This is a genomic window from Fluviicola sp. (assembly GCF_029266855.1).
GTDB lineage: Bacteria > Bacteroidota > Bacteroidia > Flavobacteriales_D > Crocinitomicaceae > Fluviicola.
Map to the genome: position 1 here is coordinate 1,155,148 of NZ_JAQSWB010000001.1, position 26,700 is coordinate 1,181,847.

At 40.6% G+C, this 26,700-nt stretch carries 19 protein-coding genes; 8 read left to right on the forward strand and 11 right to left on the reverse strand.

Features of this window, described 5'->3' with window-relative positions; all coding sequences use genetic code 11:
* Position 1 precedes the first annotated feature (1 nt).
* On the forward strand, positions 2-538 hold the full coding sequence (locus tag K0S23_RS05275) for a CPBP family intramembrane glutamic endopeptidase (RefSeq protein ID WP_300355281.1): 537 nt from the start codon (positions 2-4) through the stop codon (positions 536-538).
* Here K0S23_RS05275 and K0S23_RS05280 read toward each other — a convergent pair.
* Positions 535-1,263 carry a leucine-rich repeat domain-containing protein gene (locus tag K0S23_RS05280; RefSeq protein ID WP_300355284.1) on the reverse strand — a complete coding sequence of 243 codons (729 nt, stop codon included), beginning with the start codon at positions 1,261-1,263 and terminating at the stop codon, positions 535-537. The genes K0S23_RS05275 and K0S23_RS05280 overlap by 4 nt on opposite strands.
* 197 nt (positions 1,264-1,460) lie before the next feature.
* Here K0S23_RS05280 and K0S23_RS05285 point away from each other — a divergent pair, with 197 nt between their 5' ends.
* Entirely contained in the window at positions 1,461-1,895 is a 435-nt protein-coding gene (locus K0S23_RS05285; RefSeq protein WP_300355287.1) for a hypothetical protein, read from the forward strand.
* Between the two features lie 36 nt (positions 1,896-1,931).
* Here K0S23_RS05285 and msrA read toward each other — a convergent pair whose 3' ends face one another.
* Complete coding sequence (gene msrA / locus K0S23_RS05290; RefSeq protein ID WP_300355290.1) at positions 1,932-2,462, reverse strand: peptide-methionine (S)-S-oxide reductase MsrA; 531 nt, start codon at positions 2,460-2,462, stop codon at positions 1,932-1,934.
* An 83-nt stretch (positions 2,463-2,545) separates the two neighbouring features.
* Here msrA and K0S23_RS05295 point away from each other — a divergent pair, with 83 nt between their 5' ends.
* Positions 2,546-3,706, forward strand: a complete 1,161-nt coding sequence (locus K0S23_RS05295) for an MFS transporter (protein WP_300355293.1) — start codon at positions 2,546-2,548, stop codon at positions 3,704-3,706.
* Here the strand turns inward: K0S23_RS05295 and K0S23_RS05300 are convergent.
* The gene (locus K0S23_RS05300) at positions 3,703-4,299 is read right to left on the reverse strand and encodes a C40 family peptidase (protein WP_300355295.1); all 597 of its coding nucleotides are present in this window, start codon (positions 4,297-4,299) and stop codon (positions 3,703-3,705) included. The two genes, K0S23_RS05295 and K0S23_RS05300, sit on opposite strands and share 4 nt — an antisense overlap.
* Positions 4,300-4,355: 56 nt before the next feature.
* Between K0S23_RS05300 and K0S23_RS05305 the strand changes: the two genes are divergently transcribed.
* Positions 4,356-4,697 (forward strand): MerR family transcriptional regulator, encoded by a 342-nt coding sequence (locus K0S23_RS05305; protein WP_300355297.1) that lies wholly within the window; start codon positions 4,356-4,358, stop codon positions 4,695-4,697.
* Between the two features lie 42 nt (positions 4,698-4,739).
* On the opposite strand, the gene aroB is transcribed toward K0S23_RS05305, so the two are convergent.
* Complete coding sequence (gene aroB / locus K0S23_RS05310) at positions 4,740-5,825, reverse strand: 3-dehydroquinate synthase (RefSeq protein ID WP_300355298.1); 1,086 nt, start codon at positions 5,823-5,825, stop codon at positions 4,740-4,742.
* Between the two features lie 79 nt (positions 5,826-5,904).
* On the opposite strand from aroB, the gene K0S23_RS05315 reads away from it, so the two are divergent.
* Entirely contained in the window at positions 5,905-7,080 is a 1,176-nt protein-coding gene (locus K0S23_RS05315) for a proline dehydrogenase family protein (RefSeq protein WP_300355300.1), read from the forward strand.
* A 74-nt stretch (positions 7,081-7,154) separates the two neighbouring features.
* Here K0S23_RS05315 and K0S23_RS05320 read toward each other — a convergent pair whose 3' ends face one another.
* The 4 genes from K0S23_RS05320 to guaA form a co-directional block, all read right to left on the reverse strand.
* Positions 7,155-9,962, reverse strand: coding sequence for a PKD domain-containing protein (locus K0S23_RS05320; protein WP_300355302.1), 2,808 nt, complete (start codon positions 9,960-9,962; stop codon positions 7,155-7,157).
* Between the two features lie 218 nt (positions 9,963-10,180).
* Positions 10,181-11,071 (reverse strand): oxygen-dependent coproporphyrinogen oxidase, encoded by an 891-nt coding sequence (gene hemF, locus K0S23_RS05325; protein WP_300355304.1) that lies wholly within the window; start codon positions 11,069-11,071, stop codon positions 10,181-10,183.
* Entirely contained in the window at positions 11,064-12,857 is a 1,794-nt protein-coding gene (locus K0S23_RS05330; RefSeq protein WP_300355306.1) for a LysM peptidoglycan-binding domain-containing protein, read from the reverse strand. The genes hemF and K0S23_RS05330 overlap by 8 nt, the downstream gene beginning before the upstream one ends.
* A gap of 44 nt (positions 12,858-12,901) precedes the next feature.
* The gene (gene guaA / locus K0S23_RS05335; protein ID WP_300355308.1) at positions 12,902-14,434 is read right to left on the reverse strand and encodes a glutamine-hydrolyzing GMP synthase; all 1,533 of its coding nucleotides are present in this window, start codon (positions 14,432-14,434) and stop codon (positions 12,902-12,904) included.
* A gap of 202 nt (positions 14,435-14,636) precedes the next feature.
* Between guaA and secA the strand changes: the two genes are divergently transcribed.
* The 3 genes from secA (at position 14,637) to K0S23_RS05350 (ending at position 19,382) form a co-directional block, all read left to right on the forward strand.
* On the forward strand, positions 14,637-17,987 hold the full coding sequence (secA, locus tag K0S23_RS05340; RefSeq protein WP_300355309.1) for a preprotein translocase subunit SecA: 3,351 nt from the start codon (positions 14,637-14,639) through the stop codon (positions 17,985-17,987).
* A 113-nt stretch (positions 17,988-18,100) separates the two neighbouring features.
* Complete coding sequence (locus K0S23_RS05345) at positions 18,101-18,862, forward strand: Rossmann-like and DUF2520 domain-containing protein (RefSeq protein WP_300355311.1); 762 nt, start codon at positions 18,101-18,103, stop codon at positions 18,860-18,862.
* A 1-nt stretch (position 18,863) separates the two neighbouring features.
* The gene (locus K0S23_RS05350; protein ID WP_300355313.1) at positions 18,864-19,382 is read left to right on the forward strand and encodes an HAD family hydrolase; all 519 of its coding nucleotides are present in this window, start codon (positions 18,864-18,866) and stop codon (positions 19,380-19,382) included.
* Positions 19,383-19,426: 44 nt separating this feature from the next.
* Here the strand turns inward: K0S23_RS05350 and K0S23_RS05355 are convergent, their stop codons facing one another.
* From K0S23_RS05355 to K0S23_RS05365, 3 genes are all read right to left on the reverse strand, one after another.
* Entirely contained in the window at positions 19,427-24,127 is a 4,701-nt protein-coding gene (locus K0S23_RS05355; protein ID WP_300355315.1) for a T9SS type A sorting domain-containing protein, read from the reverse strand.
* Positions 24,128-24,292: 165 nt separating this feature from the next.
* Entirely contained in the window at positions 24,293-25,291 is a 999-nt protein-coding gene (locus K0S23_RS05360; RefSeq protein WP_300355317.1) for a hypothetical protein, read from the reverse strand.
* Positions 25,288-26,541: a DUF748 domain-containing protein gene (locus K0S23_RS05365; RefSeq protein WP_300355319.1), complete on the reverse strand. Its 1,254-nt coding sequence runs from the start codon at positions 26,539-26,541 to the stop codon at positions 25,288-25,290. The genes K0S23_RS05360 and K0S23_RS05365 overlap by 4 nt, the downstream gene beginning before the upstream one ends.
* Positions 26,542-26,700: the final 159 nt, after the last annotated feature.

Sequence of the window (26,700 nt, forward strand, 5' to 3'; positions counted from 1 at the left end):
GATGTCAAAATGGAGAATCTACTTATTGGGATTTGCTACTTTATTGATGGCTCCGCTTGGCTGGCTCCTTTGCGGGATGCCTGAAATTACTGAATTCCTTCAACTGGAGCATATCACAAGTATTTGGACTGGAATCGGGATTGAATTCGGAATCGCATTTGGTATCCTGATGCTTATTTTTACCAACACCGAAACAGCCAGGAAAAGTTTCTCCGTTCAGCATCAACTGATCAAATCCCTGCGCTTGAACCTCTTTGATATTCTCTTTTTGTCACTTTGCGCCGGATTCGGTGAAGAAATCCTGTTTCGAATTGCCATTCAGCAATGGCTCCATCCGGTTCTCGCAACGATTGCTTTTGTTGCAATTCACGGTTACATCAATCCGAAGGATTTAGAGACCACCAAATACGGCTTGCTCGTTTGCTTATTTATTTTGGTATTGAGTTATGCTATTTCAGGCGAACAGGGCTTGTGGTTTTGCATCGCTGCCCATGCAAGTTATGATTTCGTATTATTTTATTTCTGGGGACGGAATTAAGGTTCTATGTAAATCACCAGCCGGTTGGTTTGTTGTGAAAGGAAGCAAACCGGAAACACAATCGAAGGATCTGCTTTGATTTTTTCAAGCATCCTTAAACTGCAGGCGGATTCCGGGATATTCAGCATTGCCCCTGCATACTGTAAATTCAATTCTCTCAATCCACGCATATACTGCATTGAATCCGGAAGTTTGTTCAGATTATTGAAACTCAGATCCAGGAATTGCATGGACGATAAATACCCCAGATCTTCCGGAAGCTTTTGAATCGAATTCCGGTTCAGCTCCAATTGTTCCAATTTGTTCAGCTTCCCTAATGAATCAGAAACAAAAACCAGCTTATTGTTGGAAAGAAACAGGCGTTCCAGATTTTGAAGCCTGCAAATGCAGTCAGGAATCGAATCAATATCATTATAAGCCAGGCTAAGCACCTTTAAGTTCTTTAAGTCACAAATTGACTTCGGAAACGATTTAAGTTGATTACGTCCAAGATAAAGCACTTCCAAATTCTGAAGATTCGTTATTTCAGGATCAATGTCAGTGATCTTATTCCCAAAGAAAGACATTTTCGTAATGGTGGAATCGTAATATAACTCGTATGGGATTGCTGTCAGATTCTTGTAATTCATAAAAACCTCTCTTCCTTTCGTTCTGGTGGAAGTTACAATGGAACATGCCGAACAAATGCTTAAAACAAACGCTATGAAAAAAAGATTGCGGATCATTACACCCGAAAGTACAATAATTCGATTAACTCCGCAATCTGTATCAGACAATCTTATTTCCGGGTAAAACGTTCTGTCACATAGCTGTAAGTAGTTATGCTGTTAAGTATTTATAAAAAATCTTAAACGAAATAAGTCGTTTAAACCAAATCACATAATTTGCATCCTAAGAATAATAATCATAAAAATAGTTTAGTATGAAGACAGTAATTTTAGCATTGGCAGTCCTTGTTGGAGGATCAGCGATGGCTCAGCAGCCAACGAAAAAAGAGCGCAAAACAGCAGAAGAAAGAGCTACAGCTTCGGCTCAGAGAATGACCACTAAACTCGGTTTGAACGAAACTCAAAAAACCAAAATCCATGACATCAATTTGGGAATTGCTCAAAAAAATGATGCAATTCGCGATAACACCTCTTTAACCAGAGAGCAAAGAATGGCTCAATTGGAAGAAACTCGCACCTCCCGTAACGCGCAATACAAAGAAGTATTGACCAGCGAACAATATGCAAAATACGAAGCCTGGGAAAAAGAAAGACATGCAAAGATGGAAGCAAAGCGTGCTGAAAAACAAGATGCCAAAGGTAAAAAACCGGGCACACCACCGGCTGAAGATATGGAAGATGATTTATAAAAAAAGGGATGCGATTAATCGCATCCCTTTTTTGATTTATTTCAATCTATCTGCAAAAATCTTTTTGAACTTCTCGTATTTTGGTCTTACTACCGCCTGACAATAGGCATTTCCAGGATTTAGTTCCAGGTAGTTTTGATGATAATCTTCCGCTGGGAAGTAATTTGAGACAGGTGAAATCTCTGTAACAATCGGGTTTTCCCATACACCTTCCTCCGTCAGTTTTGCCTTGTAAGCAAGTGCTTTCTCCTTTTGATCTGCATCGTGATAAAAAATCACCGAACGGTATTGTGTGCCCACATCATTCCCCTGGCGGTTTAGTTGTGTCGGATCATGAACAAACCAAAATACTTCCAGTAATTCATCAAATGAAATAAGCGATTCGTCATATACAACCCGCGCTACTTCCGCGTGGCCCGTAGTTCCTTCAGTTACTTGTTTGTAAGTAGGCTTATCCACGTGCCCTCCAGCATAACCGGAAGTAACGGAAATTACACCTTTCAGATCTTTATAACATGCCTCTATGCACCAAAAACATCCGGCACCCAATGTGGCTTCTTTTATCATGTGTTCTTTTTATCAAAAATACGTGAAGTTTTAAAATCCGGACTACTCATTGAACGAAAGAGTTTGTTTACTTTTGCTCTATCTTGAAAACATACGGATCCAATTTCTGGAAGTTAAGCTTCTCCATGCTTCTTTTTACCACGAGTTACAATATTGTGATTCCGGAAATGAATGCATTTTTAACCGACCTCGGATCTCCGCAGCTGAAAGGATTGATCATTGCTTTATTCACTATTTCGGCTGGCTTTTCCAGACCATTCTCAGGGAAACTTTCGGATATTATCGGGCGAAAAAAAGTGATGCTGATTGGATTGCTGATCTCCGTCATCGTTTGTTCTCTTTATTCCTTTGCATTTGCTGCCTGGTTTTTGCTCCTGTTGCGCTTTTTACATGGATTCAGCGTCGGATTCTACCCAACCGGCGCCACGGCTTTGATTACAGATATCCTTCCTGAAAATAAACGTGGTTTTGGAATGGGGCTTTGGGGAACTTTCATTTCTATCGGAATGGGAATCGGACAGGGACTTTCCAGTTTCATCGTAGAAATCGGAAACCGCGATGCTCTGTTTTTTACAGCAGCACTGTTTACCGCATTGTCCTATATTTTGTATTTCAATGTAAAAGAAACGCTTGCAAAAACTTCGAAATTTCAATTAGAGCATTTAAAGATCAATTCGGACGAGATCATTGAACCAAGTGTCATTCCTGTTGCTGTTGTGATGTTTCTCTCGGCTATGTGTTCTGGGATGATACTCGTTCTGTCGCCCGACATTTCAGATCACCTGCATATCGGGAACAAAGGTGCTTTCTTCATTTTTTATGTGATGGCAACTATTTTAATCCGCCTGGTAACCGGGAAAGTATCTGATACTTACGGTCGAAGAGAAACACTGGTAGTCGGAATGATTATTTTATGCATTTCAATGATCCTGATCGGGATGTCGAATACCGGAACCTGGTATTATATTTCCTCTATTGTTTTCGGAATTGCAACCGGGATTATCTCACCAACCATTTTTGCCTGGACAGCCGATCTATCTCCTAAAAGCAGGCGTGGAAGAGGAACAGGAACCATGTTCATCGCTTTAGAGTTCGGGGTTCTCAGCGGAGCTTTAGCTACCAATCTTTGGTATCAAAACAATCTGAAATCGATTTGGAATGTGTTTTTGTTTGGGGCCGGAATGGCTTTTTTATGTATTGTTTACCTGCTTTGGCATTTGAAAACCAGGAAATCCAAACACTAATTCTTAGGAGTAATTCCTCCGTAATCCAGGCGTTTTGCCTTTAAGTAGCGGGGAACGTAATAACCACTGTTGTTAAAAGTATCAATGATTACCCCTCTGGATGTAGAACTGTGAATAAACTTGATTACACCTTCTTTGACTTCCACAACCATCGCAACGTGTCCAACTCCTGAAGAACCGGTATTTCTTCCTTTAAAGAACATCAGATCACCAGGTTGCAACTCAGACAGCTTTACGGTTTTTCCAAATTCGGCAATTCCGGGACTTGAACGGGATAAACGCATACCGAAGTTCCCCATTACATAGTAAATAAATCCGCTGCAGTCAAATCCAGATGGTGTAGAACCTGCATAATGATAAGGTGTTCCCAGGAATTTCTTTGCGAATTGGATGATCTCTTCTACTTGTTTATTGATTTTTGGTGCCGAATCAGTAGAAGCTATTGCCTCCGAAGCAGATGATCCGGCTTGCTTCATTAGGGTGTCAGAAGACACCTGACTCTTTTGAGGTAAAGAACCTATAGCTGTCTGCGCCTGAAGCGCATTACTCGTTAGAATTACAGCTATCGAAAATATGTAAGTTTTTAAAGACATAATATTTCAGACGGTGCAAAATTATCATTATTTTCACAGAATCAAAATGATTGGTCTTGAGTAAATTAGATAATATCGTATTAACCAAATTGTATTACTCTATTGGAGAGGTTGCTGCTATATTTGATGTAAACACCTCATTGATACGGTTTTGGGAGAAGGAATTCACTGTGATTCAGCCAAAGAAAAACAAAAAAGGGAATCGTTTATTTACAGTTAAAGATATTGAGCATTTTAACAAGATTTACCAACTGGTGAAAGAACAGGGCTACACCCTTGATGGCGCTAAAAAAGCCTTAAAAGCCGGTGACAAAGCCATTGTCGATGGAAATTCAAACGAAGTGCTGATCCACAAACTGGAAAAAATCAAATCGAAATTACTCGAGCTTAAAAAATAATTCGTAATCGTATCCCGATAGCTATCGGGACGTAATTCGTAATCAATTCTTATAATAAGCCTGATACAAATAATTCAATGCCATTTTAATGTCGTTCTCATCAATCAAATGATTCCATGAACATTCGCCGATCTGGTTTAAAAAACACGTGCGTATTCCCTGCTGATCGTTCTTTTTATCATTTTTCATTAACTCAAGCATAATCCCGACTCCGGTCAGTAAATCTTCCGGACACGGATACAGAGCCATCATGACCTGAACGATCTCATTCAGTTCATCGGAATTCAATGTTCCTTTCTGGTTGGATAAAAACGCTTCGGCGATTATTCCAAGCGCTACACAATTTCCATGCGACATCGGGTTCAGATCCAGGTAATAACCTTCAATTGCATGACCGATCGTATGACCGAAGTTCAGGGATTTCCGTTTCCCTTTTTCAGTTGGATCTTCAGTCACTACTTTTGCTTTGATCGCAATGGATTTTTCCAGGATCTTAGTTACGCTTTCTTCAGAAAACAATTCATCCTGTTTACTGGATATCAACCTGTCCCATTCCTTTTTATCGGAGATCAATGCATGCTTTAGCACTTCTGCAAACCCGCTTCTCCATTCTTCTTCCGGTAAGGTTGTCAAAAAACGCTGATCAACGAAAACCGCAACCGGGTCGTAAAACGTTCCTATTTGATTTTTAAAGTTCCCCAGATCGATTCCTGTTTTTCCTCCGATAGCCGCATCTACCATTCCGAGTAAGGACGTAGGGATGTGAATACACCGCAATCCTCTTTTATAAATAGAAGCAATAAAACCACCCATGTCGCTTACAACTCCGCCGCCGAGAGTTATAACCAGGTCCGAACGTACTACTCCATAATCCGAAAGTGCCTCCAAAACCTGGAAACAAACCTCCATCACCTTATTTTCTTCACCGGCAGGTAACAAGATCACCTCTGCATCTTCCAGTGTAGGAAAAGCGGTTAGCAGATACTCGAGACAAAAATCATGCGTATTCTCATCAACAACAATGACTTTTCGAACATCTTTATAAGATTCTTCAAGTAAAGTGGGGAAAGAAGAAAGCTCCAGATTGCCCACTTCCACAGTATAAGAATTACATTTAATTTTTTTCAAAACGCTAATTTCAATGATGAAACAAATAAATTCAGTTTAAAGGTGAACAAAAATACTGGAAAGCGATTAATTTTGCCTCATGATATCTTTTAATAACACAGAAATTGCGTTCAAACACAAGTCTAATAAGGATTTGAAACGGGCACATTTTCTTTTTTCTGTTATGGCTAGCCCTTTCCTGGTAAAAACAGGAAAAGGATTGACTCAATTCGGGTTGAATGTAGGCCTTCCTATCAAAGGAATGATTAAGTCGACCATTTTTGAACAATTTTGTGGAGGCGAAACCATCGAAGAATGTACTTCCACTATCAATACTATGTGGAAACACCATGTAGGAACTATTTTGGATTATTCGGTAGAAGGAAAAACCAGTGCTGAAGATTTTGAATATACTACCAAAGAGATTATCGCTACGATTCATAAAGCAAAAGGCAACCCTGGGATTCCGTTTGCAGTATTCAAAATTACCGGAATTGCGCGATTCAGTCTGTTGGAACTTACAAATGGTGGAATTGACGGAATCTCCGGAGATGATTTAAAAGAATATCATGAAACGGTAGAACGCGTAAACCGGATTTGCAATGAAGCATTTGAAGCGGATGTACCTGTTTTTATTGATGCGGAAGAAAGCTGGATCCAGGACGTGATTGATCGGATCAGTCATGAAATGATGCTGAAATACAACAAAGAGCGTGCAATCGTGTTCAATACGGTTCAAATGTACCGGCACGACCGCTTAGACTTTTTGAAAAAAAGCATTGCCTGGGCTAAAACAGAAAATGTACAATACGGTGTGAAACTGGTTCGCGGTGCATACATGGAAAAGGAAAGAAAAAGAGCCCTTGAAAACGGGTATCCTTCCCCTATTCAACCGGATAAAAAAACCTGCGACAGTGACTACAATGCAGCATTGAAGTTTTTATTGGAACCGGAAAATTTCTCTCAAATGGCTTTGTGCGCAGGATCGCATAATGAGGATTCTTCAGCGTATCTTGCGAGCCTCATCGTATCTTCAGGTATTGATAAAACAGATAAACGCATATACTTTGCGCAGTTACTGGGAATGAGTGACCATATTTCTTACACATTAGCTTCTGAAGGCTTTAATGTTGCCAAATATGTTCCTTATGGGCCTGTAAAAGAAGTTATTCCTTACCTTTTCAGACGTGCTGATGAAAATACATCTGTAAAAGGACAAACGGGAAGGGAATTGAAATTGATCAAAGAAGAGATAAAAAGAAGAAAGGGAGCCTAATGGACTCCCTTTCTTTTTGGGTTTGAATTTTATTAATAACAAATAATCGAATTTGTTAAGTAGCAGCAAGTTAGTTAACGTAGTATATTTACGTGACCCGTATGCTCCTTTTTATCATCACTTGAAGAAGTTTTATACTGGATCTTCCAGGTATATTGACCCTCTTGACAAGCAACACCTTTATATGTACCATCCCAACCTTCAAGTGTATTTCTAGTACTGAATACTAACTCACCCCATCTGTTGTAGATTTCCAGTTTATATGCGTTTTTATCAACTCCTGATGTCACAACCGGTAAGAAAACAGGATTGAATTGGTTTCCATCCGGTGTGAAGGTATTAGGAACATACAAAATTACACCTTTTTCCATTAATATGGTCTTCGTAATCGAATCTACACAACCATGTTCTGAAATTGCAACTAAAGTCACCTGGAAATTTTGCTCTGGTTCTACAACAAAAGTATGTGTCGGACTGAAATCATTCGAGATCTCCGTTCCATCACCGAAATTCCAGATATATTGAACTGCTCCCGAGGAATTATTTACCAAATTAGCTTCCGGGGCAATCACAGAAATCACTCCTGGGTTCGGCGTAAAATTCGCAACCGGATTCGGATATACACAAATGAAACTTGGATAGCTTTGCGACCAAACACAGCCTAAAGCCGTTGTTGATGTAACGCTTACATCATAACATCCCTGGTTTTCATATAGGTTTGTCACCGTATCGTTCAAACTTGAAAGAGTATTTCCGTCTCCGAAGGTCCATTGCGTATTAACGCTTGGTGTTCCTGTAGAATTATTAAGCAGCATGGCTGTATGCGGTTCACAAGCCGGATCTGAAGTGGTTGCAATTTGGATAGCAATCGGTTCTTCTATTGAAACCATTACCTGGTCTGTATTTGTACAACCTTCAGAAGAAGTTCCGGTAACCGTATAAGTCAATGAACTGGTTGGAGAAAACGAAACATTATCTGTAATTCCGTTATCCCATGCATATGTGTCGGCTCCGGAACCAGCCAGTACAGTTGAAGCTCCTTCGCAAATTATCTGATCAGTACCTGCATTCACTATCGGAAGCGGATTAACCCTTAACATAACGGTGTCCAAACCAAAGCAATTGGAAGCATCATAACCGTGCAGAACAATTTCATAAGTACCAACCGCAGGAACGTAAGTCTGACCATCGGGAATTCCATTCGACCAATTATAGCTTGTTGCCGCACCTGAACCGGTAAACGTAACAGAAGTATTCTCACAAACAGTTACATCAGGTCCGGCAGAAACAACCGGTGCAGGTAAAAATGTAACCATCAACGAATCTTTATTCTGACATCCGTTCCCATCAGTACCCGTTACAATGTATTTACCGTCAACTGTAGGAATAAAGGAAGTTCCGTTCACAGCACCATTATTCCAGGTATACGATACAGCGCCTGAACCGTTTAATGTCATTGGTGTGTAGGGACAAAGCTGCTGGTCGATCCCCGCTTCTACCGGAGGCAAATCATGAACAACGATATTTCTTACACGTGTATGTGTACAGCTATCCTCGTTCATTGCAACCAAAGTAATCGTGTAAGTTCCGGCAGTTTGATAAACATGTGTCGGATTCGCAGCCGTTTCCAATGGAGTTCCATCACCAAAATCCCACGAATAAGTCAGGTTTTGATTAATCAGATCCGTAGAAACATTACTGGCAGTAACAGGTGCTAAAACACAAGTATTCGGAACCGTAAAATCAGCGGTCGGAATTGATTTAACAATTACCTGTTTGATCATGGTGTCCCTACAGCCGGTAGTTTCATACGAAACCAGGCGCACATCGTAAACACCAGGTGCAGCATACGTATGAGTAGGACTTGCCGTTGTGGAAGTAGTTCCATCTCCAAAATTCCAGAGATTCGCAATAATGACATTATTATTAACGGTAGAAGTATTTGTGAACTGTACATTCAACTGCCCGCAGTTTTGGGTATATGTATAATCCGGAAGTACGATCGTCGGCTCAACTTCTACGTCCACCGTCACAGAACAAGAACCTGTATTTGTCAGTGTTGTTAACTGACAAGTATATACTGTTCCGGTTGTGGGACTTGGAATCGTAATTGAAGGTGTTGTGGCACCGGTATTCCATAAATAACTGCTAAATCCTGTAGGAGCTGTCAATGTTGCAGCATTTGTTCCCTGGCAATACTGCACCGTTAATCTCAAAGGCTGACAGCTCATAGTTATATAAGCATACCCAAAATGTCCTGACAGACTGCAATCTCTGGTAGCAAATTCAATTTGAATGGTTTGCCCAATAAAAGAAGACAAGTCCAAGGCGGCTGTTGACCAGTTCAACCAGGTAACACCATTGCATTCCTGAAAATTTTGTCCCGGCTGTCCACCATAAACATCGTAAACACCACAAGGTCCTCCAATTTCATTTCCTGCCTGATCCAGTACTTTAATACTTAATCTGGGTTGTTCATTTGGAAGATGACCGGCTGGGTTCTCTAAAACCGCTGCATATTTGTAAATCAATAAAGAATTATCGACTGTAACCGGCATAGCATATCTCAAGGCTTCAGCTTCGGCGTTTGTGCCATTATTCCCAATACGAGCAACAACAAAGGAACCTGGGGGAAGTAACTGTAAACCACCACATGAATACGGATCGATCCCTGGAGTACTAATTATAGTATGTCTTCCACTTACAACACCCGGAAGTGCAAAAGGGTTATTATAATCACCGGTAAAACCTGTCCAGTTATTAAAACCTCCTTGAGCAAAATTAGCGTTAGGACATGCGGGTTGCAGCTGAGAATAAGCAGTACCGGTTGTAAGTATCAGGCCGATAAATATCAGCTTGACAAAATTCTTCTTCACAATCATTTAATTCAATTATTAAATTGATACGCCTAAGTTACGGAAGAATGAAGTGATAGTTGCCTCTTAATTAAATCGATTTTGTTAAAAATAACAGCTATTACAGGAATCTCAAAGATATTTACAAAAAACGAGCGAAATCTTTAGTTTTAAAACAAGAGAAAGCGAAGCTTTCGATATTAATCCGCCACGGCGGATCAGTGCAATTCCTTTTCAATTCTTAATTATAGATAGCTATGCTTTTGCTTTAAATAGCTTAAAGTTTGACCTTCCGGTGAATCTTCCGCAGGCTGGTAGTTATACTCCCATTCCGCAATGGGTGGCATGCTCATTAAAATAGATTCTGTTCTTCCTCCTGAATACAACCCGAATTTTGTTCCCCTGTCAAAAGCCAGGTTAAATTCCGCGTAACGTCCCCTGCGGTAATTCATCCATTGTTTTTCAGCAGCGGTATACGGTTTATTTCTTCCGAGCTCTGCCTGTTCTTCATATAAGAACGGGAAACTTTCTCCCAGATCTACGCAAAAGCGAAACAGTTGCTCTTTATTGAGCTGGAGGTGATTATCCAAATGATCGAAGAAAACACCTCCGACACCACGTGTTTCCAGTCTGTGTGGCAAATAAAAATAGCTGTCCGCCCATTCTTTGAACTTCGGATAGAAGGATTCGTCATATTTATTGCAGACAGCACGTAATTTGTGGTGAAAGGAAACCGCGTTTTCATGGATCACATAATGCGGAGTCAGATCAATTCCGCCTCCAAACCAATGAATCCCGTTATCAAGTTCGAAATAACGCACATTCATGTGTATGATCGGTACATGCGGATTATTCGGATGTAAAACGATGGAAACCCCCGTTGCATAAAAGTGATTTCCGTCAAGCTTCAACTGGGTTTTCATTTCTTCCGAAACAGGGCCGTACACTTCCGAAAAAGCAACACCTCCTTTTTCGATCAAAGCACCGTTCCGGATGGTCCGGGTTTTACCGCCACCACCTTCTGCCCGGTCCCACGGATCTTCCGAGAACTTTGCCAGGCCATCAATTCGCTCCAATTCATTGCAAATGAATAATTGCAGTGCGCGAAATTCCTGTCCGATTGTCTCCTTATTCATAGAAAACTCCTACCCGAATTAATTCATAATCTTCGTGCTTTAAGATAAAACACGATTGATTTTCATATCCACCACCCGGCGTTACAGCCTTCAAATCAAATGCATTGATGACTTCACTTGGAACTTCTTCCTGCATCAACAGGGTTTTGGTGAAGTAATAAACCACATCAAATCCATGCGCACCTGCTTTATTCATGTCGGCTCTGTACTTTTTGCGGTACAGGCGAAGCAAGGTTTGCGTATCCGGCAAAGAATAATTCAAATCACTGGAAGAAGCCCATGTGATCTTATACTTTGTTTTGTAGTATCCGGCAATATCATCAAATCCACCCCATTCTTTTGCCCCCAAAACCGTTACATCGGCATTCGGTGATTTTCCAATGGCTTTGTGCAGGGTATTGATAAAGCTGATAACAGTTCCCTTCTCTCTCGAAGGAAAAACCACCACCGATTCACCGTTTTTGCGAATAAAGGTTGTGAAATCAGACAATTTTGCTTCGATCAACTTAATATTTCCATTCTTTTTCGACAGTTCGATGAAGCGTTTCCTGTATGCATCGAACAATTCCTGGTCTTTCGTATTTCCCGGATTGATCAGGATAATCTGGGCTGTTTTAAATTTGTCAATCGTATATTTCGCCAATACCTCTTGCTGAGTCATATCGGTAGTCACCGAAGCGTAGATATACGGATTGTTCTTCAACAGTGAACTGTTACAGGCAGAAGGGCAAACCATTCTGATTTTTTGCAATCCGCACCATCTTCCAACGATATCTGCACTCTGCGGAACAAGAGGTCCGAAGATGAGATCCATCCCTTTCATTTCGGGAGTATTCAGAATTCTCATGATTCCTACTGAATCCAGCGGAATGTCAATTACCTTGATCGTTGCATCAAAGCCTAACTTTTCCAATGAATCTGCTGCCAGTTCAACTCCCATATAAAATTCGGTCGCCAAATTTTTCAATGCGGTATTCCCCGATTTGTCATTCAATCCGAAACTCAACAAAACAGCAATGTTATACTTTGATTTTGATTTGAACACCAATTCCGGATCAGCTTTCCGAACTTCTTCTTTCGGTTGAACTTCCCGAACCGGGATCTGTTTTACGGTTTCTTTTTTTAACGGAATTCTAAGTGTATCTCCCGGTTTGATGTTTGTTGATTTCAGATTGTTGAATTTCTGAAGATCAGTTACCGGAACCATGAATCGTTTTGAGAGCGTATACAAGGTTTCACCTGCTTTCACTTCGTAAACCAGGACAGTATCGGTAAATGTAACCGAAGGAGCAGTAACAGTTGGTTTATCTGCTTGTTTCGGTGGAATAACTTCACTGTTCGGGGCAATAATTACCTTTAGAACCTGCCCTACTTTCAATCCTTTGTCAATTCCGGGATTGTACTTTAACAGATCGTCTACGGAACAATTGTATTTCTTCGCAATTGAAAATGCCGTTTCTCCTTTTTCTACCGTATGATCGCGTACAATCGTACCGCTTATTACCTTCATATCGGCTCCTCCAAGCGGAATCAGGTAGCGATAACCTTCCTTCACTCCCTTTTCAATTCCCGGGTTAGCGGCAACGATATCATCAACCGGAACATTGTAGGTTGTGTGAATTCCCCACAAGGTGTTTCCTGCCTGAGCAATATGGACCGCGTACTTTTTCCCGTTAGAATATTCGTAAACCCAATCTTTGGTATCGGTTTGAGCAAATACTCCGCTGGATAAGACAATTAAACAGAGTAAGAGCAAGCACTGCTTGTGATAAAGGAAATACTTCATATTTTATTAAATAACGGTTCTATAATCCAAGAGTTATGCCAGCATTATTCCCATTCGATAGTTGCCGGTGGCTTGGAACTGATATCGTATGTTACACGATTAATTCCTTTTACCTGGTTAATGATTTTATTGGAAATCAAGGCTAAAAACTCGTAAGGCAAGTGACACCAGTCTGCTGTCATTCCATCCGTAGAGCTCACTGCCCGTAAAGCAACTGCATTCTCATACGTTCTTTCATCTCCCATTACCCCAACAGATTGAATCGGCAGGAAAATTGCACCGGCCTGCCATACATCGTTGTACAAACCGTGTTCTTTTAATCCGTCAATAAAGATCGCATCAACTTCCTGCAGAATGCGTACTTTTTCTGCTGTAACTTCTCCCAGGATGCGGATTCCAAGCCCGGGACCCGGGAAAGGATGTCTGTTCAAAATATTCTCAGGCAGATCCAATGATCTCCCCACTCGTCTCACCTCGTCTTTGAATAATAATCTCAAAGGCTCGACAACTTGTAATTTCATATAATCAGGCAAACCTCCCACATTGTGGTGAGATTTAATTGTTTGTGAAGGACCGCCGTTTACAGAAACAGATTCGATCACATCCGGGTAGATTGTTCCCTGACCCAACCAACGCGCATCCGTAACCAATTTTGATTCGGCATCAAAAACATCAATGAATACTTTTCCAATCGCCTTGCGTTTCAATTCCGGATCCGATACTCCCGCTAATGCTTTGTAGAAATCTGAAGTGGCATCCACTCCTTTCACATTCAATCCTAAACCTTTATAACTTTCCAAAACGGAGTTAAATTCATTCTTGCGCAATAAACCGTTATCTACAAAAATGCAGTGCAGGTTTGTTCCGATAGCGCGATGCAGGATCATAGCTGCCACGGAAGAATCTACTCCACCGGATAAACCAAGGATCACTTTATCATTTCCAAGTTTCGCTTTTAATTCTGCTACTGTGCTGTCTACGAAAGAATCCGGTGTCCAATCTTGAGAACAGCCGCAAATTCCCACAATAAAATTCTTTAAAAGGATTGCTCCTTCGAGTGAGTGATAAACTTCCGGGTGGAACTGGATTCCGTAAGTAGATTCGCCTTTGATTGCAAATCCGGCAATGTCTACGTCTTTTGTAGAAGCAATGATGTGATAGGAATCCGGAACATGTTTGATCGTATCTCCGTGACTCATCCAAACTTGTGAACCCATTGACATTCCCGTCACCAGTTCATTTGAATTATCAACAAAAGACAGGTTTGCACGTCCATATTCCCGGATGCTTGAAGGAAGAACCTCCCCGCCGAAGTTCTGAGCCATGTATTGGGCTCCGAAACATACTCCAAGCAAAGGGTATTTTCCTTTTATAGCACTTAAATCCGGTTTTGGAGATTCAGGGTCCCTTGTTGAGAAAGGGCTTCCAGATAAAATCACACCTTTCACATGTGCTCCCAGTTCGGGAACTTTATTCCATGGATGGATTTCACAATAAACATTCAATTCACGTACTCGGCGCGCAATCAGCTGCGTGTATTGCGATCCAAAATCCAGGATAACTATCATTTCTTGCATGCCTGCAAAGATAAGGCATATTCGCGACATGGAATACCGACATTTCGAATTTGTTTCCAACAAACTAACTGACATTGAAACGTTAATCAGGACAATCTGTCAGTTTAATAAGTTTTGGAATAATTTATGACAGACAGCAACCATTAATCATAGAAGCATCGGGGAATTTCATTATTTTTGGCTTCGATTTATAATAAACACCATGTTAGGAGGAATTTTAAAGAAAATCTTAGGCGATAAGTCAGCTACTGACCAGAAAAAATACCAACCTGTTATTCAGCAAGTTGGAGATATATTCAACACATTACAAAACGAGTCTGACGACGCACTACGTGGTAGAACAGCTAAGTTCAGAAAACAGGTTCAGGATGCTATTTCAGGTCTGGAAGCAGAAATTGCTGATCTGACTAATAAAGCAAATGATATCAATATGCCTTTACATCAAAAAGAGGCAATCTATGAAAGCATTGATTCCAAAGAGAAAGAAGTAAATGTGATCATTGAAAAGGTATTGGAAGAAATTTTACCTGAAGCATTTGCTGTTGTAAAAGAAACTGCCAGACGCTGGGCGGTAAATGGTAAACTAACCGTTACTGCAACGGAACTGGATAAAGATCTGGCTGCTAAAAAAGATGGAATCACTATTGAAGGCGACCAGGCTGTTTGGAGCAACAAATGGACTGCTGCCGGTGCTTCAGTAGAATGGGTAATGGTTCATTACGATGTTCAGCTAATGGGTGGTGCTGTATTGCACCGCGGAAATATTGCCGAAATGCAAACAGGTGAAGGTAAAACATTGGTGGCAACACTTCCTGTTTACCTGAACGCGTTGTCAGGGAAAGGTGTTCATGTTGTAACGGTGAATGATTACCTTGCAAAACGTGACTCCGAATGGATGGGACCTTTGTACCAATTCCATGGTTTAACGGTAGATTGTATCGATAAACATCAACCGAACTCTGAATCCCGCAGACAGGCTTACCTGGCAGACATCACTTTTGGAACAAACAACGAATTCGGGTTCGATTACCTGCGTGATAACATGGCAAGTGCCGTGGAAGATTTGGTTCAGCGTAAACACCACTTTGCTATTGTCGATGAGGTCGATTCAGTATTGATTGATGATGCACGTACACCTTTGATCATCTCAGGACCAACTCCGAAAGGAGAACAGCACGAATTCTACGAATTGAAACCACGAGTAGAATTGATCGTGGAAGAACAACGCAAATATGTAAACCAGGCCTTAGCGGATGCTAAAAAATTACTGACTGTCATCAATGGCGGAACTGTAGAAGGAATGGACCAAAAAACTGCATTGGAGCAAGGTGGAATTGCTTTGCTGCGCGCTCACAGAGGTTTACCAAAAAACAAAGCACTTCATAAATTCTTATCTGAACCGGGTATCAAATCTCACTTGCAAAAAGTAGAGAATCAATACATGGCTGAGCAAGGTAAGCAAATGAAGAAGATCGACGTTGAGCTATTCTTTGTAATTGATGAAAAGCAAAACACCGTTGAATTAACCGAAAAAGGAATTGATCTGATTTCCGGTAACGAGGACCGCAATTTCTTCGTGATGCCGGATATTTCAACTGAAATTACGCGTTTGCAAAAACAAAACCTGGAGAAGGAAGAGTTTGCAAGCCAAAAAGAAATATTGATTCGCGATTATACTGTTAAATCAGAACGCATCCATTCTGTTTCCCAATTATTGAAAGCATATACCCTTTTCGAAAAAGAAGTGGAATATGTCATTATGGATAACAAGATCAAGATTGTTGATGAACAAACCGGACGTATCATGGAAGGTCGCCGTTATTCTGACGGACTACACCAGGCTATTGAAGCAAAAGAAAATGTAACAGTTGAGGCTGCTACACAAACATATGCAACCGTTACTCTTCAAAATTACTTCCGTATGTATCACAAGCTTGCCGGTATGACGGGTACAGCTGAAACGGAAGCAAAAGAATTCTGGGATATTTACAAATTAGACGTAGTAGTTGTCCCTACCAATCGTCCGATTACACGTAAAGATGACAACGACATGGTTTTCAAAACTGCACGTGAAAAATATGCTGCAGTTATTGACGAAGTAAACAAATTGGTTGAAGCCGGAAGACCTGTATTGGTTGGTACAACCACAGTTGAGATCTCCGAGTTACTGAGTCGCATGTTGAAAATGCGCAACATTCCTCACCAGGTATTGAACGCGAAATACCACCAAAAAGAAGCTGAAATTGTAGCCAATGCCGGTAAAGCAGGGGCTGTAACGATTGCAACAAACATGGCTGGTCGTGGTACCGATATCAAATTGGGAGAAGGTGTTAAAGAGGCAGGAGGTTTAGCGATCATCGGTACTGAAAGACATGATTCCCGTCGTGTAGACAGACAGTTACGTGGTCGTGCGGGTCGTCAAGGAGATCCGGGTACTTCCAGTTTCTTTGTTTCATTGGAAGATGATTTGATGCGGAAGTTTGGTTCTGAGCGTATTGCAAAAATTATGGACCGTCTTGGTTTGAAAGAAGGAGAAGTCATCCAACATGGAATGGTTTCCAAATCAATTGAACGTGCTCAGAAAAAAGTGGAAGAGAACAATTTCGGTGTTCGTAAACGTTTATTGGAATACGATGATGTAATGAATGCACAACGTAAAGCAATTTATAAGAAACGTCACAATGCCTTATTCGGAGATCGTTTAGGTGTCGATGTCTCAAACATGTTCTATGATGTAATTGAAGGATTGGTAACGGCTCATCAAAACGGTTCTTACGAAAACTTCAACCTGGATATGATCCGTATAATCGGTATTGATTCCCCTGTTTCCGAACAACAGTTCAAAACAGCTAAATACGATGACCTGGTAAACGATTTATACGATGGCGTAATGGAACATTACAACCAGAAGAATAAGCGTTTGGCTGAAATTTCAATGCCTCAGGTGAAGCATGTTTTTGAAAACATGTCTCAATACCAAAATATCCAATTCATTATTACCGACGGAGTAAAAACAATGCCTTTGGTTGTGAGCCTGAAAGAAGCTTATGAATCAAACGGAGCTTCTATTCCAAGCGCATTGGAACGCAATATCGTATTGGGAATGATCGATAACGAGTGGAAAGAGCATTTGCGGGAAATGGATGATTTGCGTACTTCTGTTCAGCAGGCGGTATACGAACAAAAAGATCCTTTGCTGATCTACAAATTGGAATCATTTGAATTGTTTAAAGCAATGAACGCACGTTTGAGTAATGAAACTGTTGAATTCCTTGTGAAAGCAGATGTTCCGAGAGATCAACTGGATGACATTAAAACTACGAACAAAGAAGTAGCTCAAAATAATTACGAAAAGGCACAGATCGAATCCACGTCATCAAGTACTGAAATGCCTCGTTTCAGCGGAAGTGAAGGATACGATGAAGCCATGCGTAATTCGGCACCACAACGCGAGAAACAGCAGCCGATCGTTTCAACGGAACCCAAAATAGGTCGAAATGATCCTTGTCCTTGCGGAAGCGGAAAGAAATACAAACAATGTCACGGAAAATAAAATATGAGGCGGTTCGAAAGAATCGCCTTTTTTGTAGGGACGAGATTTAAAAAATTGTAGGGACGCGATGCATCGCGTTCCTACAATTTATCAATAAACCATATATTTGAACTATGAGCCAAAAATTAAAAATTGGAATTGTAGGAATGGGAAATGTGGGAATTCATTTTCTCCAGCGCCTGATCGAATTAGGACATACCCGTTTGACTGTTTACTCGCGTTCAGGAAATAACTTACCTGATTCTATTGCTGCAAAGGAGGTGCAGTTCACCAATGATTTTAAGGAATTCATTGACTTTGATATTGTGTTTTGCGCAGTAAATGACAACACGATGACGGAAATGATCCAGCTTGTTTCAAAATACGCTCCGGTGGTTTCGGTTTCCGGAACAGTGAACCTGAATCATCTCAAAACAAAATACCCGGTGGGGACATTCTACCCTTTGCAAAGCTTCAAGGCTGATCAAAGTATTCATTGGCAGGGCCTACCTCTTTTTATTGAGGCAAAAGACACCAAATTCAATGATTTCCTGATGAAACTGGCCATGGAATTTAGTGGCAACGCTATTGAACTATCGGAAGACAAACGACAATACCTGCACGTTGCTGCCGTATTTGCCAATAACTTCACTAATCACATCATCGATCTGGCTGCACATTACTGTGACGAACATCAGATTGAATTTGATTGGCTGAAACCTCTGATCAATCAAACAATGGAGAAAATTCAAACGAACAATCCGCACGATATTTTAACCGGTCCGGCGGTGCGCAATGATCAGAGCACCATTCAAAAACATTTACAGTTATTGAAACCGGATCAGAAAAACATCTACCAAACACTCACCAAAAGTATTATCAAACACCACAAATAAGATGATTAGCTACAAAGAGCGACTGAATAACATTTCTACCTTCATCTTTGATATTGATGGTGTTTTGACTGACGGAATCGTTTATCCCTATCACGGAGAATTATTGCGCGGCTTGTATTCCAAAGATGGTTATGCCATTCAATACGCGGTAAAGAAAGGATATAAAGTATTTGTCATTACGGGAGGGAACTCGGAAGATGTCAAAAACAGTTTGATCCATTTAGGTGTTTCCGAGGTTCATCTGCGCTCATCTCATAAGGTGAAAGTATATGAGCAATTGAAGGAGAAACACAGCTTAAAGGACGAAGAAGTTTTGTATATGGGCGATGATCTTCCAGATTACCAGGTGATGCAATTGGTTGGAATGGCAGCTTGCCCGCAGGATTCCGCTATGGAGATCAAGCATATTTCACATTACCAGTCACCGTATCTTGGAGGCAGAGGTTGTGTGAGAGATATTATTGAGCAAACCATGCGTGTACACAACAACTGGTTCGACGAAGAGGCATTTATCTGGTAGATGTGTGCTTCAAAAGAAACACACATCAAATCTCATTGACCCAATTATTTGATAAAACGAAGTGTCGAATTCGAACCTGATAAAGTAATGTAATAGGTCCCGGATTGCAGATTATTCAATGAAATTACCTTTGCATTTGGGGATATTTTCCCGGTTTGCACCAATTTCCCGCTAACATCTGTAATTCTGTAATCTAGAGTTCCAGTCTTATCACTTACAATATTCAAAAGGTCACTTGCCGGATTCGGATAAATACTGAACGTCTGCTCACTTTCTATCATTCCTGCAGTTGAAACCACGTATACCGCACTGATTGCCTCACAACCGTATTCATCTGTATAGACTACCGTGTAATTTCCATTCTGAGTGGGTACAAAGCTGTCCGCTGTTGCATTACTGATCGGATTCGTATTTAAACGCCATTGGTTACCGGTACTCATTGAAGAATAAAGTGTTCCGTTTGAAAAACTGATTACAGGCTGAACATCACCTCCCACGATTATTTCAATCGAATCTGTGCGGACGCAACCAAAGTTATCAATCGCTTCAAGGACGAAAAGTCCCTCCTGGGCGGTTATTATTAAAGCATTTGTTTCACCAGTCGACCAATTAAAGCCTGAAAAATTCAAACTATCGGATGGATACAATTGAATGGAATTCCCGATGCAGATCACCGTATCCGAACCCAGAGTAAAATTAGGCTGCTGTAAATGATATGTTGTAATTAACTGATCATTCAAAGAAAACAAGTCGATATCATTATTCGGAAGTTCGGTTGTTACATTTATCGTATGAACTTGTCCAAAAGTATGAGGAACCGTTGCCAGAACAAAACTTTCAAGCGTATCTCCGTTTGCTAAAATTCCTGTCCAAACCGGTGTACTTACCACAACTCCATCTACCATTAATTCAAATTCCAATGAAGTAATGTTTTGAGTTCCAAAATTCTTCACATCAACTGAAATTGCTGTTGTTGCGCATTCATGATCGAAGTGGAAATCCTGAATACCTGCATCCCTGAAGTTTTCTATTTGCAAAGTATCGGAATAAGATATGCAACCAATGGAATCGGTCATTGTAGAATAAAAAGCACCGAAACTGCTTAACTCCAAAGTGGTATCTGTTTCGCCCGGAAGCAATGAATTATTATGATACCACGCAATTGCACCTCCGGAAACAGAAGTGAAAAGTGTATCTCCCACCTGAGTTAAGGATATGGCAACCGGTGTGCTTAAATTTACAACTACAGTATCGGTAGAGATACAACCTGAAATATTGGTTCCTGTTAAAGTATACGTACCGCTGGAATTCACATAAATACTTTCACTCGTTTCAGAAGTACTCCACATTAATCCAGTGAAAACGCCAGGAGAATTGTTACTCAATAAAACTGAATCAGAAGCACAACCAGTAAGATCATCTCCGAGATTAATTGTATCTGTATTTACAGCAGCTGTATAAATAACCAACGAGCTTGTATCATTTGGAATAAACTGATCAGCCAGAGTATTTGGCAAAGATGTAAGGGTTTTTACCTGATATATCTGTCCGTTTGTTTGTGCAAATCCTCCGATCTGGATCCAAGCTGTTGTATCCCCCGGGTACAGCACTCCGCTCCAGTCATACAGTGGTGATGGCATTCCATTCGACACCGCCCCAAGTTTAAAGGAGGTAATTGTATCCAAACAATAATTAAAGACTTTTGCAAATACTTTTGCACTGTCACAATCGCTTTCCACTTTTGTTTGAATACTTCCGATATTTATCGGATCAAAATTTCCTTCATCGGCTCCTACTGTCGGATGGTTTCTCAAATCTCCGTCAATGTCATCTGGAACCACAGGCGCTGGAACAGCAATTCCCATTGCCAACTGCGGGTTCAAGACATGTAAATCTCTTTTTGAATAAAATAACGGATTGATCGAAACAGAGTTTGCATTCCAGTTTCCAGGCCAGATTCCCACACTCGCCATAACTGCAGGCGATGCTCCGCTGTAATAAAAATTATTGTGATCAAAATCGGAAAAAACGGTTGTATTCCAGTCAGTAGGGAAACTAAAAAATGCATACACGCTATCTGCCATTATGATATTGTTCTTAAAGCGGATATTCTGGGAAGCAGGTATTGGTCGGATTTCAACGGCTGCGCGGCAATACTTATCGTTCAGAGACCATGAAACTCCATACATATGGAAGGTATTGTACTGAAAATCCACATAGTTATTTGTATAGGTAACAAGTGCTATTGTTCCCTGTCCGCCGCCGCCGGAAGCATATCCACAGGCTACAGACACAAAATTATTATGCACTTTGACTTTGTATGCAGGTGTTCCGTTCATACAGCTCACATGCATTGCTGTTTCCCCATAACGTCCCTCAATACGATTACTCATAATTTCAACCACTCCACCACAAAGAGTTGCCAGCAATGCTTCTGCATAAGTAGTCAGTCCATCAGTTAATATCAAGGAATCATTGGTGAAATAATTGTTTTTGATCTCCAGTGAATCTTCTATAGAATAAGCAACCAATGCTTTTTCCCTGAAATTGAAAAATTGATTGTTTTGAATACTCACATTTGAATCCTGAGATATTGCATCGTACCCGACACGCACACAGCTATACATTGATTTGAAGACACAATTACGGATTTCAATGTTAGAAGACCTGTCAAACTCCAGTCCCTTACCTATCAGGTTGGTGTGTGAACGAAAAACACAATTTTCAATCGTAATGTGATTCGCCATGTCAAAAGTAAGCATGTTGTTTTTGTTGCCCCAACTTGACAACAATAAACGCGTAAAGGTCATATAACGAAAAGTTAAATGCTTGGCTCTCCAGGTATCGATCATCCATAAAGGAGAACTTGATGAATTTGAATAGCTCATTTCAACAGAAGTTGAATCCAGCGTTTCCGATTGAAAAGTGACTGTATTAATCCATGACAAGCCATTCATGCTATTCCCATCGAAATTGAGATACTCATTATAAACTCCGGGACGGATATTGAAAACCACCGGACCACATACTCCACGCTGAATCAGTGCTGAAATACATGAACTGATTGTCGGGTAATCCGGACTTACTCCCCCCACCGTGTAAGAGCCCTGCATCATCGTGTAAACAGGCGTATTTGTATAGCTGTCATTCGAAGGAACGGCATCGACCTGACCGTTTGGTGAAGTTGTCCAGACAATAAAATTGTAGGTACTGCTTGGTGCAAAATAAAAATTCGAAAGTGTTACAAATGCGCTGTCACCCGGGGAGACTGAACCGTTCCAGTTAACAACCGGCTGAACTATTCCATTCACACTCCAATTAACAGTTACGGAAGTCATATTGATATCTCCGTAATTTCTGATAGCAGCTACCAAAGGAATTGTTCCGGAGCAAATCTGGGTTGGTATATTCATCAATTTAACTGCACCGGCTTCATGATCCGGATTATCAAATTCATCTGCACCGATATCCGGAGTACCGGAGCGGATATCACCGTCCAAATCTTTCACCATTCCTGCTAATACCAAGGCATTGTTACTTGCTTCGATATCCGCAAAAATATGCAGGTTGTTCGTTCCGATAAAGTTGGTGATCGATTGATATGAATGATCATCGAAAGGTGTTATGTTTTGCCAATTAGTTAAGGTTGAATAGGACGATGTTCTCCAGATCAAATTCGTACTTGAGGCGGAATAATAAATATTGTAATCCGCCGTCAGATTGGTATTAGATGAAAAATATGCCGCATATCCGGTAGATGTGTTCTGTACAATGTTATTGGCATAACTCAAATTACAATTTTCACTGTAAAAAACCCCTCCGATACTGGAACTGCTTAATGCGGAATACATGGTATTGTGAAACACATATACTTTCGGACAGTTGATTAAATGAAGTGCATAGCTGGTGGTCCCGTTTAGCATGTTTCCGGCTATTATTAACGAATCCATTGAGGTCGTGAGGTGATCATTGATATCCAGTCCTCCACCTATCAGCGTATTATTAATCAATTTACTTTTCCCGTTGAAATAATCAAGATCCATTGGACCGTTGAAGGTATTCTGCATTATCTTGAATCGGTTCTGATAGGAAATCTTCATCGAATAAAGTGAACTGCTTCCCTGGTTGTATTCGATCACTGTTCCTCCTTCCAAAGTGGTAGCGTTCAACCCTGTCAGACCAATACTGGTATATCCGCCCACGATCTTATTATACCCGATATAATTTGCGGTATCGATGGTATTGGGTGAATAGATGACACTATAATCGTGACCTGAACTGATCCGTCCCAGCAATCTGCAATGCTCCACCCGATTATTGTTTGCGCCGTTTTCAAAAATAACTGTGCGACTTCCCTGGGAAGATGAAAGTTCACGTGCCAGGGTCAGGTGGCGTAAGGAAATATAATCCGCGCCATTCAGTTTACAGACATAATTATCTGCCAAAACCGTGTTATTGAATTCCCAGCGTACAAGTGAAGAATCCAAAACCTCACTTTGAAAAATAATGTTATTCGTCTGGGAAGCACCGGTAATTTGTGGAATAATAACGTGTTCATTATAGATTCCGGAACGGATATTGAAAATTACCGGACCACTAACTCCTTGTGCAATGAGATCATTTACTGCAGCAGTAATCGTTGAATAGTTCGGTGTCGTCCCGCCTATTGTGTAAGCACCATTTAGTTGGGAATATCCGGCATTTATTCCAAAAAATAAAGCGAAAAAGAATAGGATTGATCTCATAAAAAAAAAGTTAGACCAAACAACTTCTAAATGAAACCCTGAAGGTGGAATCCAGGCTAACTAGGGTATTATTCAGGTTACTCGGCGAGGCAAATTTACGACTTTAATTAGTATAAAAAAACAAATGCCAATTCCTAATCAGAGCAATAGTTACTGTTAATTTGATCAGTTCTTTTCTTCTCTCTGCTCCCTTCTATCCTCTCTTTTCTCTTCCCTTTCGTCCTTTCTATCCTCCCTCTTCTCCATTCTCTTTTTCTTTTTGGCTTTCCTCTCACGTTTCTTTTCAGCCTTTTTCTTCTGTTCATTCACTATTTCCATATGACCGGAAGCAAAGATCACAGTTGGGATCCGTTTCATTTTACCTGCATCCAGATATCCACTGAGCATGATACGGAATGGTACCCGGTCGTTATCACCCCAGATCTTAAAAATGGTGACCAGCGGCTGTTTCATTTTTATGTCCAAAGGGAATTTTATAATTTGAGAAGACTGTGGTTTGATGGCAATATCTTTCCCCAATTTTCCTCTCGAGACCAAATCGTTACCCACAATCAATTCATACTGAATATCGTGAATATCCAATGATAAATTTTTCCCTTCATTAATAACACCCAAAAAAAGATCTACATGAACATCCTTCTTGAACAATCTCAAATCGCTTTTCTCCGTCTTAATGACCTTAAATTGCGGAGGAACCGGAACTTCGATTTTCTTGCTTCTGACAAAAGGAAGCCTAAAACCGGAGTAAACTATCGTTGCTTCAATTGTAAGTCCCGTAGAATCCTGATTTTGCAAGCTTAGGATCTTGTTGCGTGTATGACTGATCGGAATTTTAACCGCGAACTGGACTGAATCCGATTCTCCACTTTTCTGTTTCAGACCTACATACTGACTCGTTGACACCAATTTGGTTCCTCCCAATGAAAGCTCGCAAACAACGCTGTCTATATTCATGTCGTAAGGTGCCTTATTGACAACAATTGTATTCACCTCCAAATAAGCAGTATCTGTATGAATATCTGCTTTAATCAAGGTGATTTCCGTTACTTGCGGAACCAGCAGGTTAAGCATTTTCTGTCTCTGAATAAAGAAATAGATGGCATAACCGACAACTCCCAATAACAAGATCAATAAAACATGTCTGAATCGGATTTTTAGCATCATTTTTTCTTCTTCCTTTCACTTTTACGTTTGGCGCGTCTTTCTTTTCGGGCTTCTTTTTTCTTGTTATCCCCACTCCCAAACACTTTTTCCAGGAAAGTCTTTTTCCCGTCTTCCTGCAGGTTATTAATGCTAATGGAATTATCCATTGCGGGACGAAGAGCATGCAAAAAGGCATTGCGCAATACATAACTGATTGCTCTCCACTTATTTAAATTGACCTTATCGAACGTTCCTCCGAACTGAACCTTAGTAGCAAGCTGTTCCTTACTTTGATTCTGAAGAATTTCGGCCGCACTGGCAACAAGTGTTTCCCACAAAATCTGTTTGAAATCACCTTCCTGCTTATTCCATTGCACCACATCCAGATCTTTCAGGAATGGTTTTACATAACCTCCGAACTTGCCGTCTTTAGCAGCAAATTCACCATACATGCTAAAGGTACCTTTTTTTACATCAAAATTACCATATTCCCTAAGCATATCATTCAGCAACACCAGGTTCAGACCTTTCATGGCAGTATTCATGTCAAAGGTGGGAACTTTCGCCAGTCCGTCGAATTTCGCGTTTAGTGAAAACTTCCCTTCATATGCTTCCGCGGTTGCTTTAAGGGTTGCCGGAAGTATTTCCTTGCTATCCGTTACATTTGTCAGGTTGGTTGCCGTTATATTGATGTTTTTCATTGCAATATCCAGCTTTGGTTTTGCTTCCAGATCGCGGTAGTGGATCTCTCCGTTGTGGATATCAAAACGGTTGATCGTTACAGGCATCAAATCATCAACCAATTGTGCGAAATCTGCCGTATCTGCTTTTACATCTTCTCCCTTGTGCTTCTCTTTCACGAAATTCACAACCGGTTGCTCCACACTGATCTCACCAACTATCGAACCATGGAAAATAGCTTTCCATTCAATAGAAAGATCAATGGACGGAGATTTGAAGAAGGGAATCGTATCTTTCCCGGCACCTTTATCTACTTTTTTCAGAAGACGAATGTCTTTGATCTCGTAAGCTCCGCGGTACAGATGAATATCGATATCTTCGACATGCCCGTAATACTCTTCGAGGTTTGCGAGTTTACCATTAACATACTTCAAAACGATATAAGGTAAAAAGAGTCTGAAAACAATCAGTACCACAATGATCGAACCCCAGATAATCCGGCGTTTTCTTCTTCGCTTTTTTTTCTCTTCCGGTGTAAGTGCTTTTTTACGGTCTTTCCGGCTAATTGGTGCTCGTTTTTTTTCTTCCATAACAATTATATTTTAATTGATGGCGATAACCTGCAAACCAAGTAAAGTGAGGTACGTTTAATTACATAGGAGAAAAGATACTGAAAAGGAACCTTTATTTTTTAGACAAGAAGTTAAATTATTCTAATTCCGGATTATCGGATGCCTGATTCCCGCGCA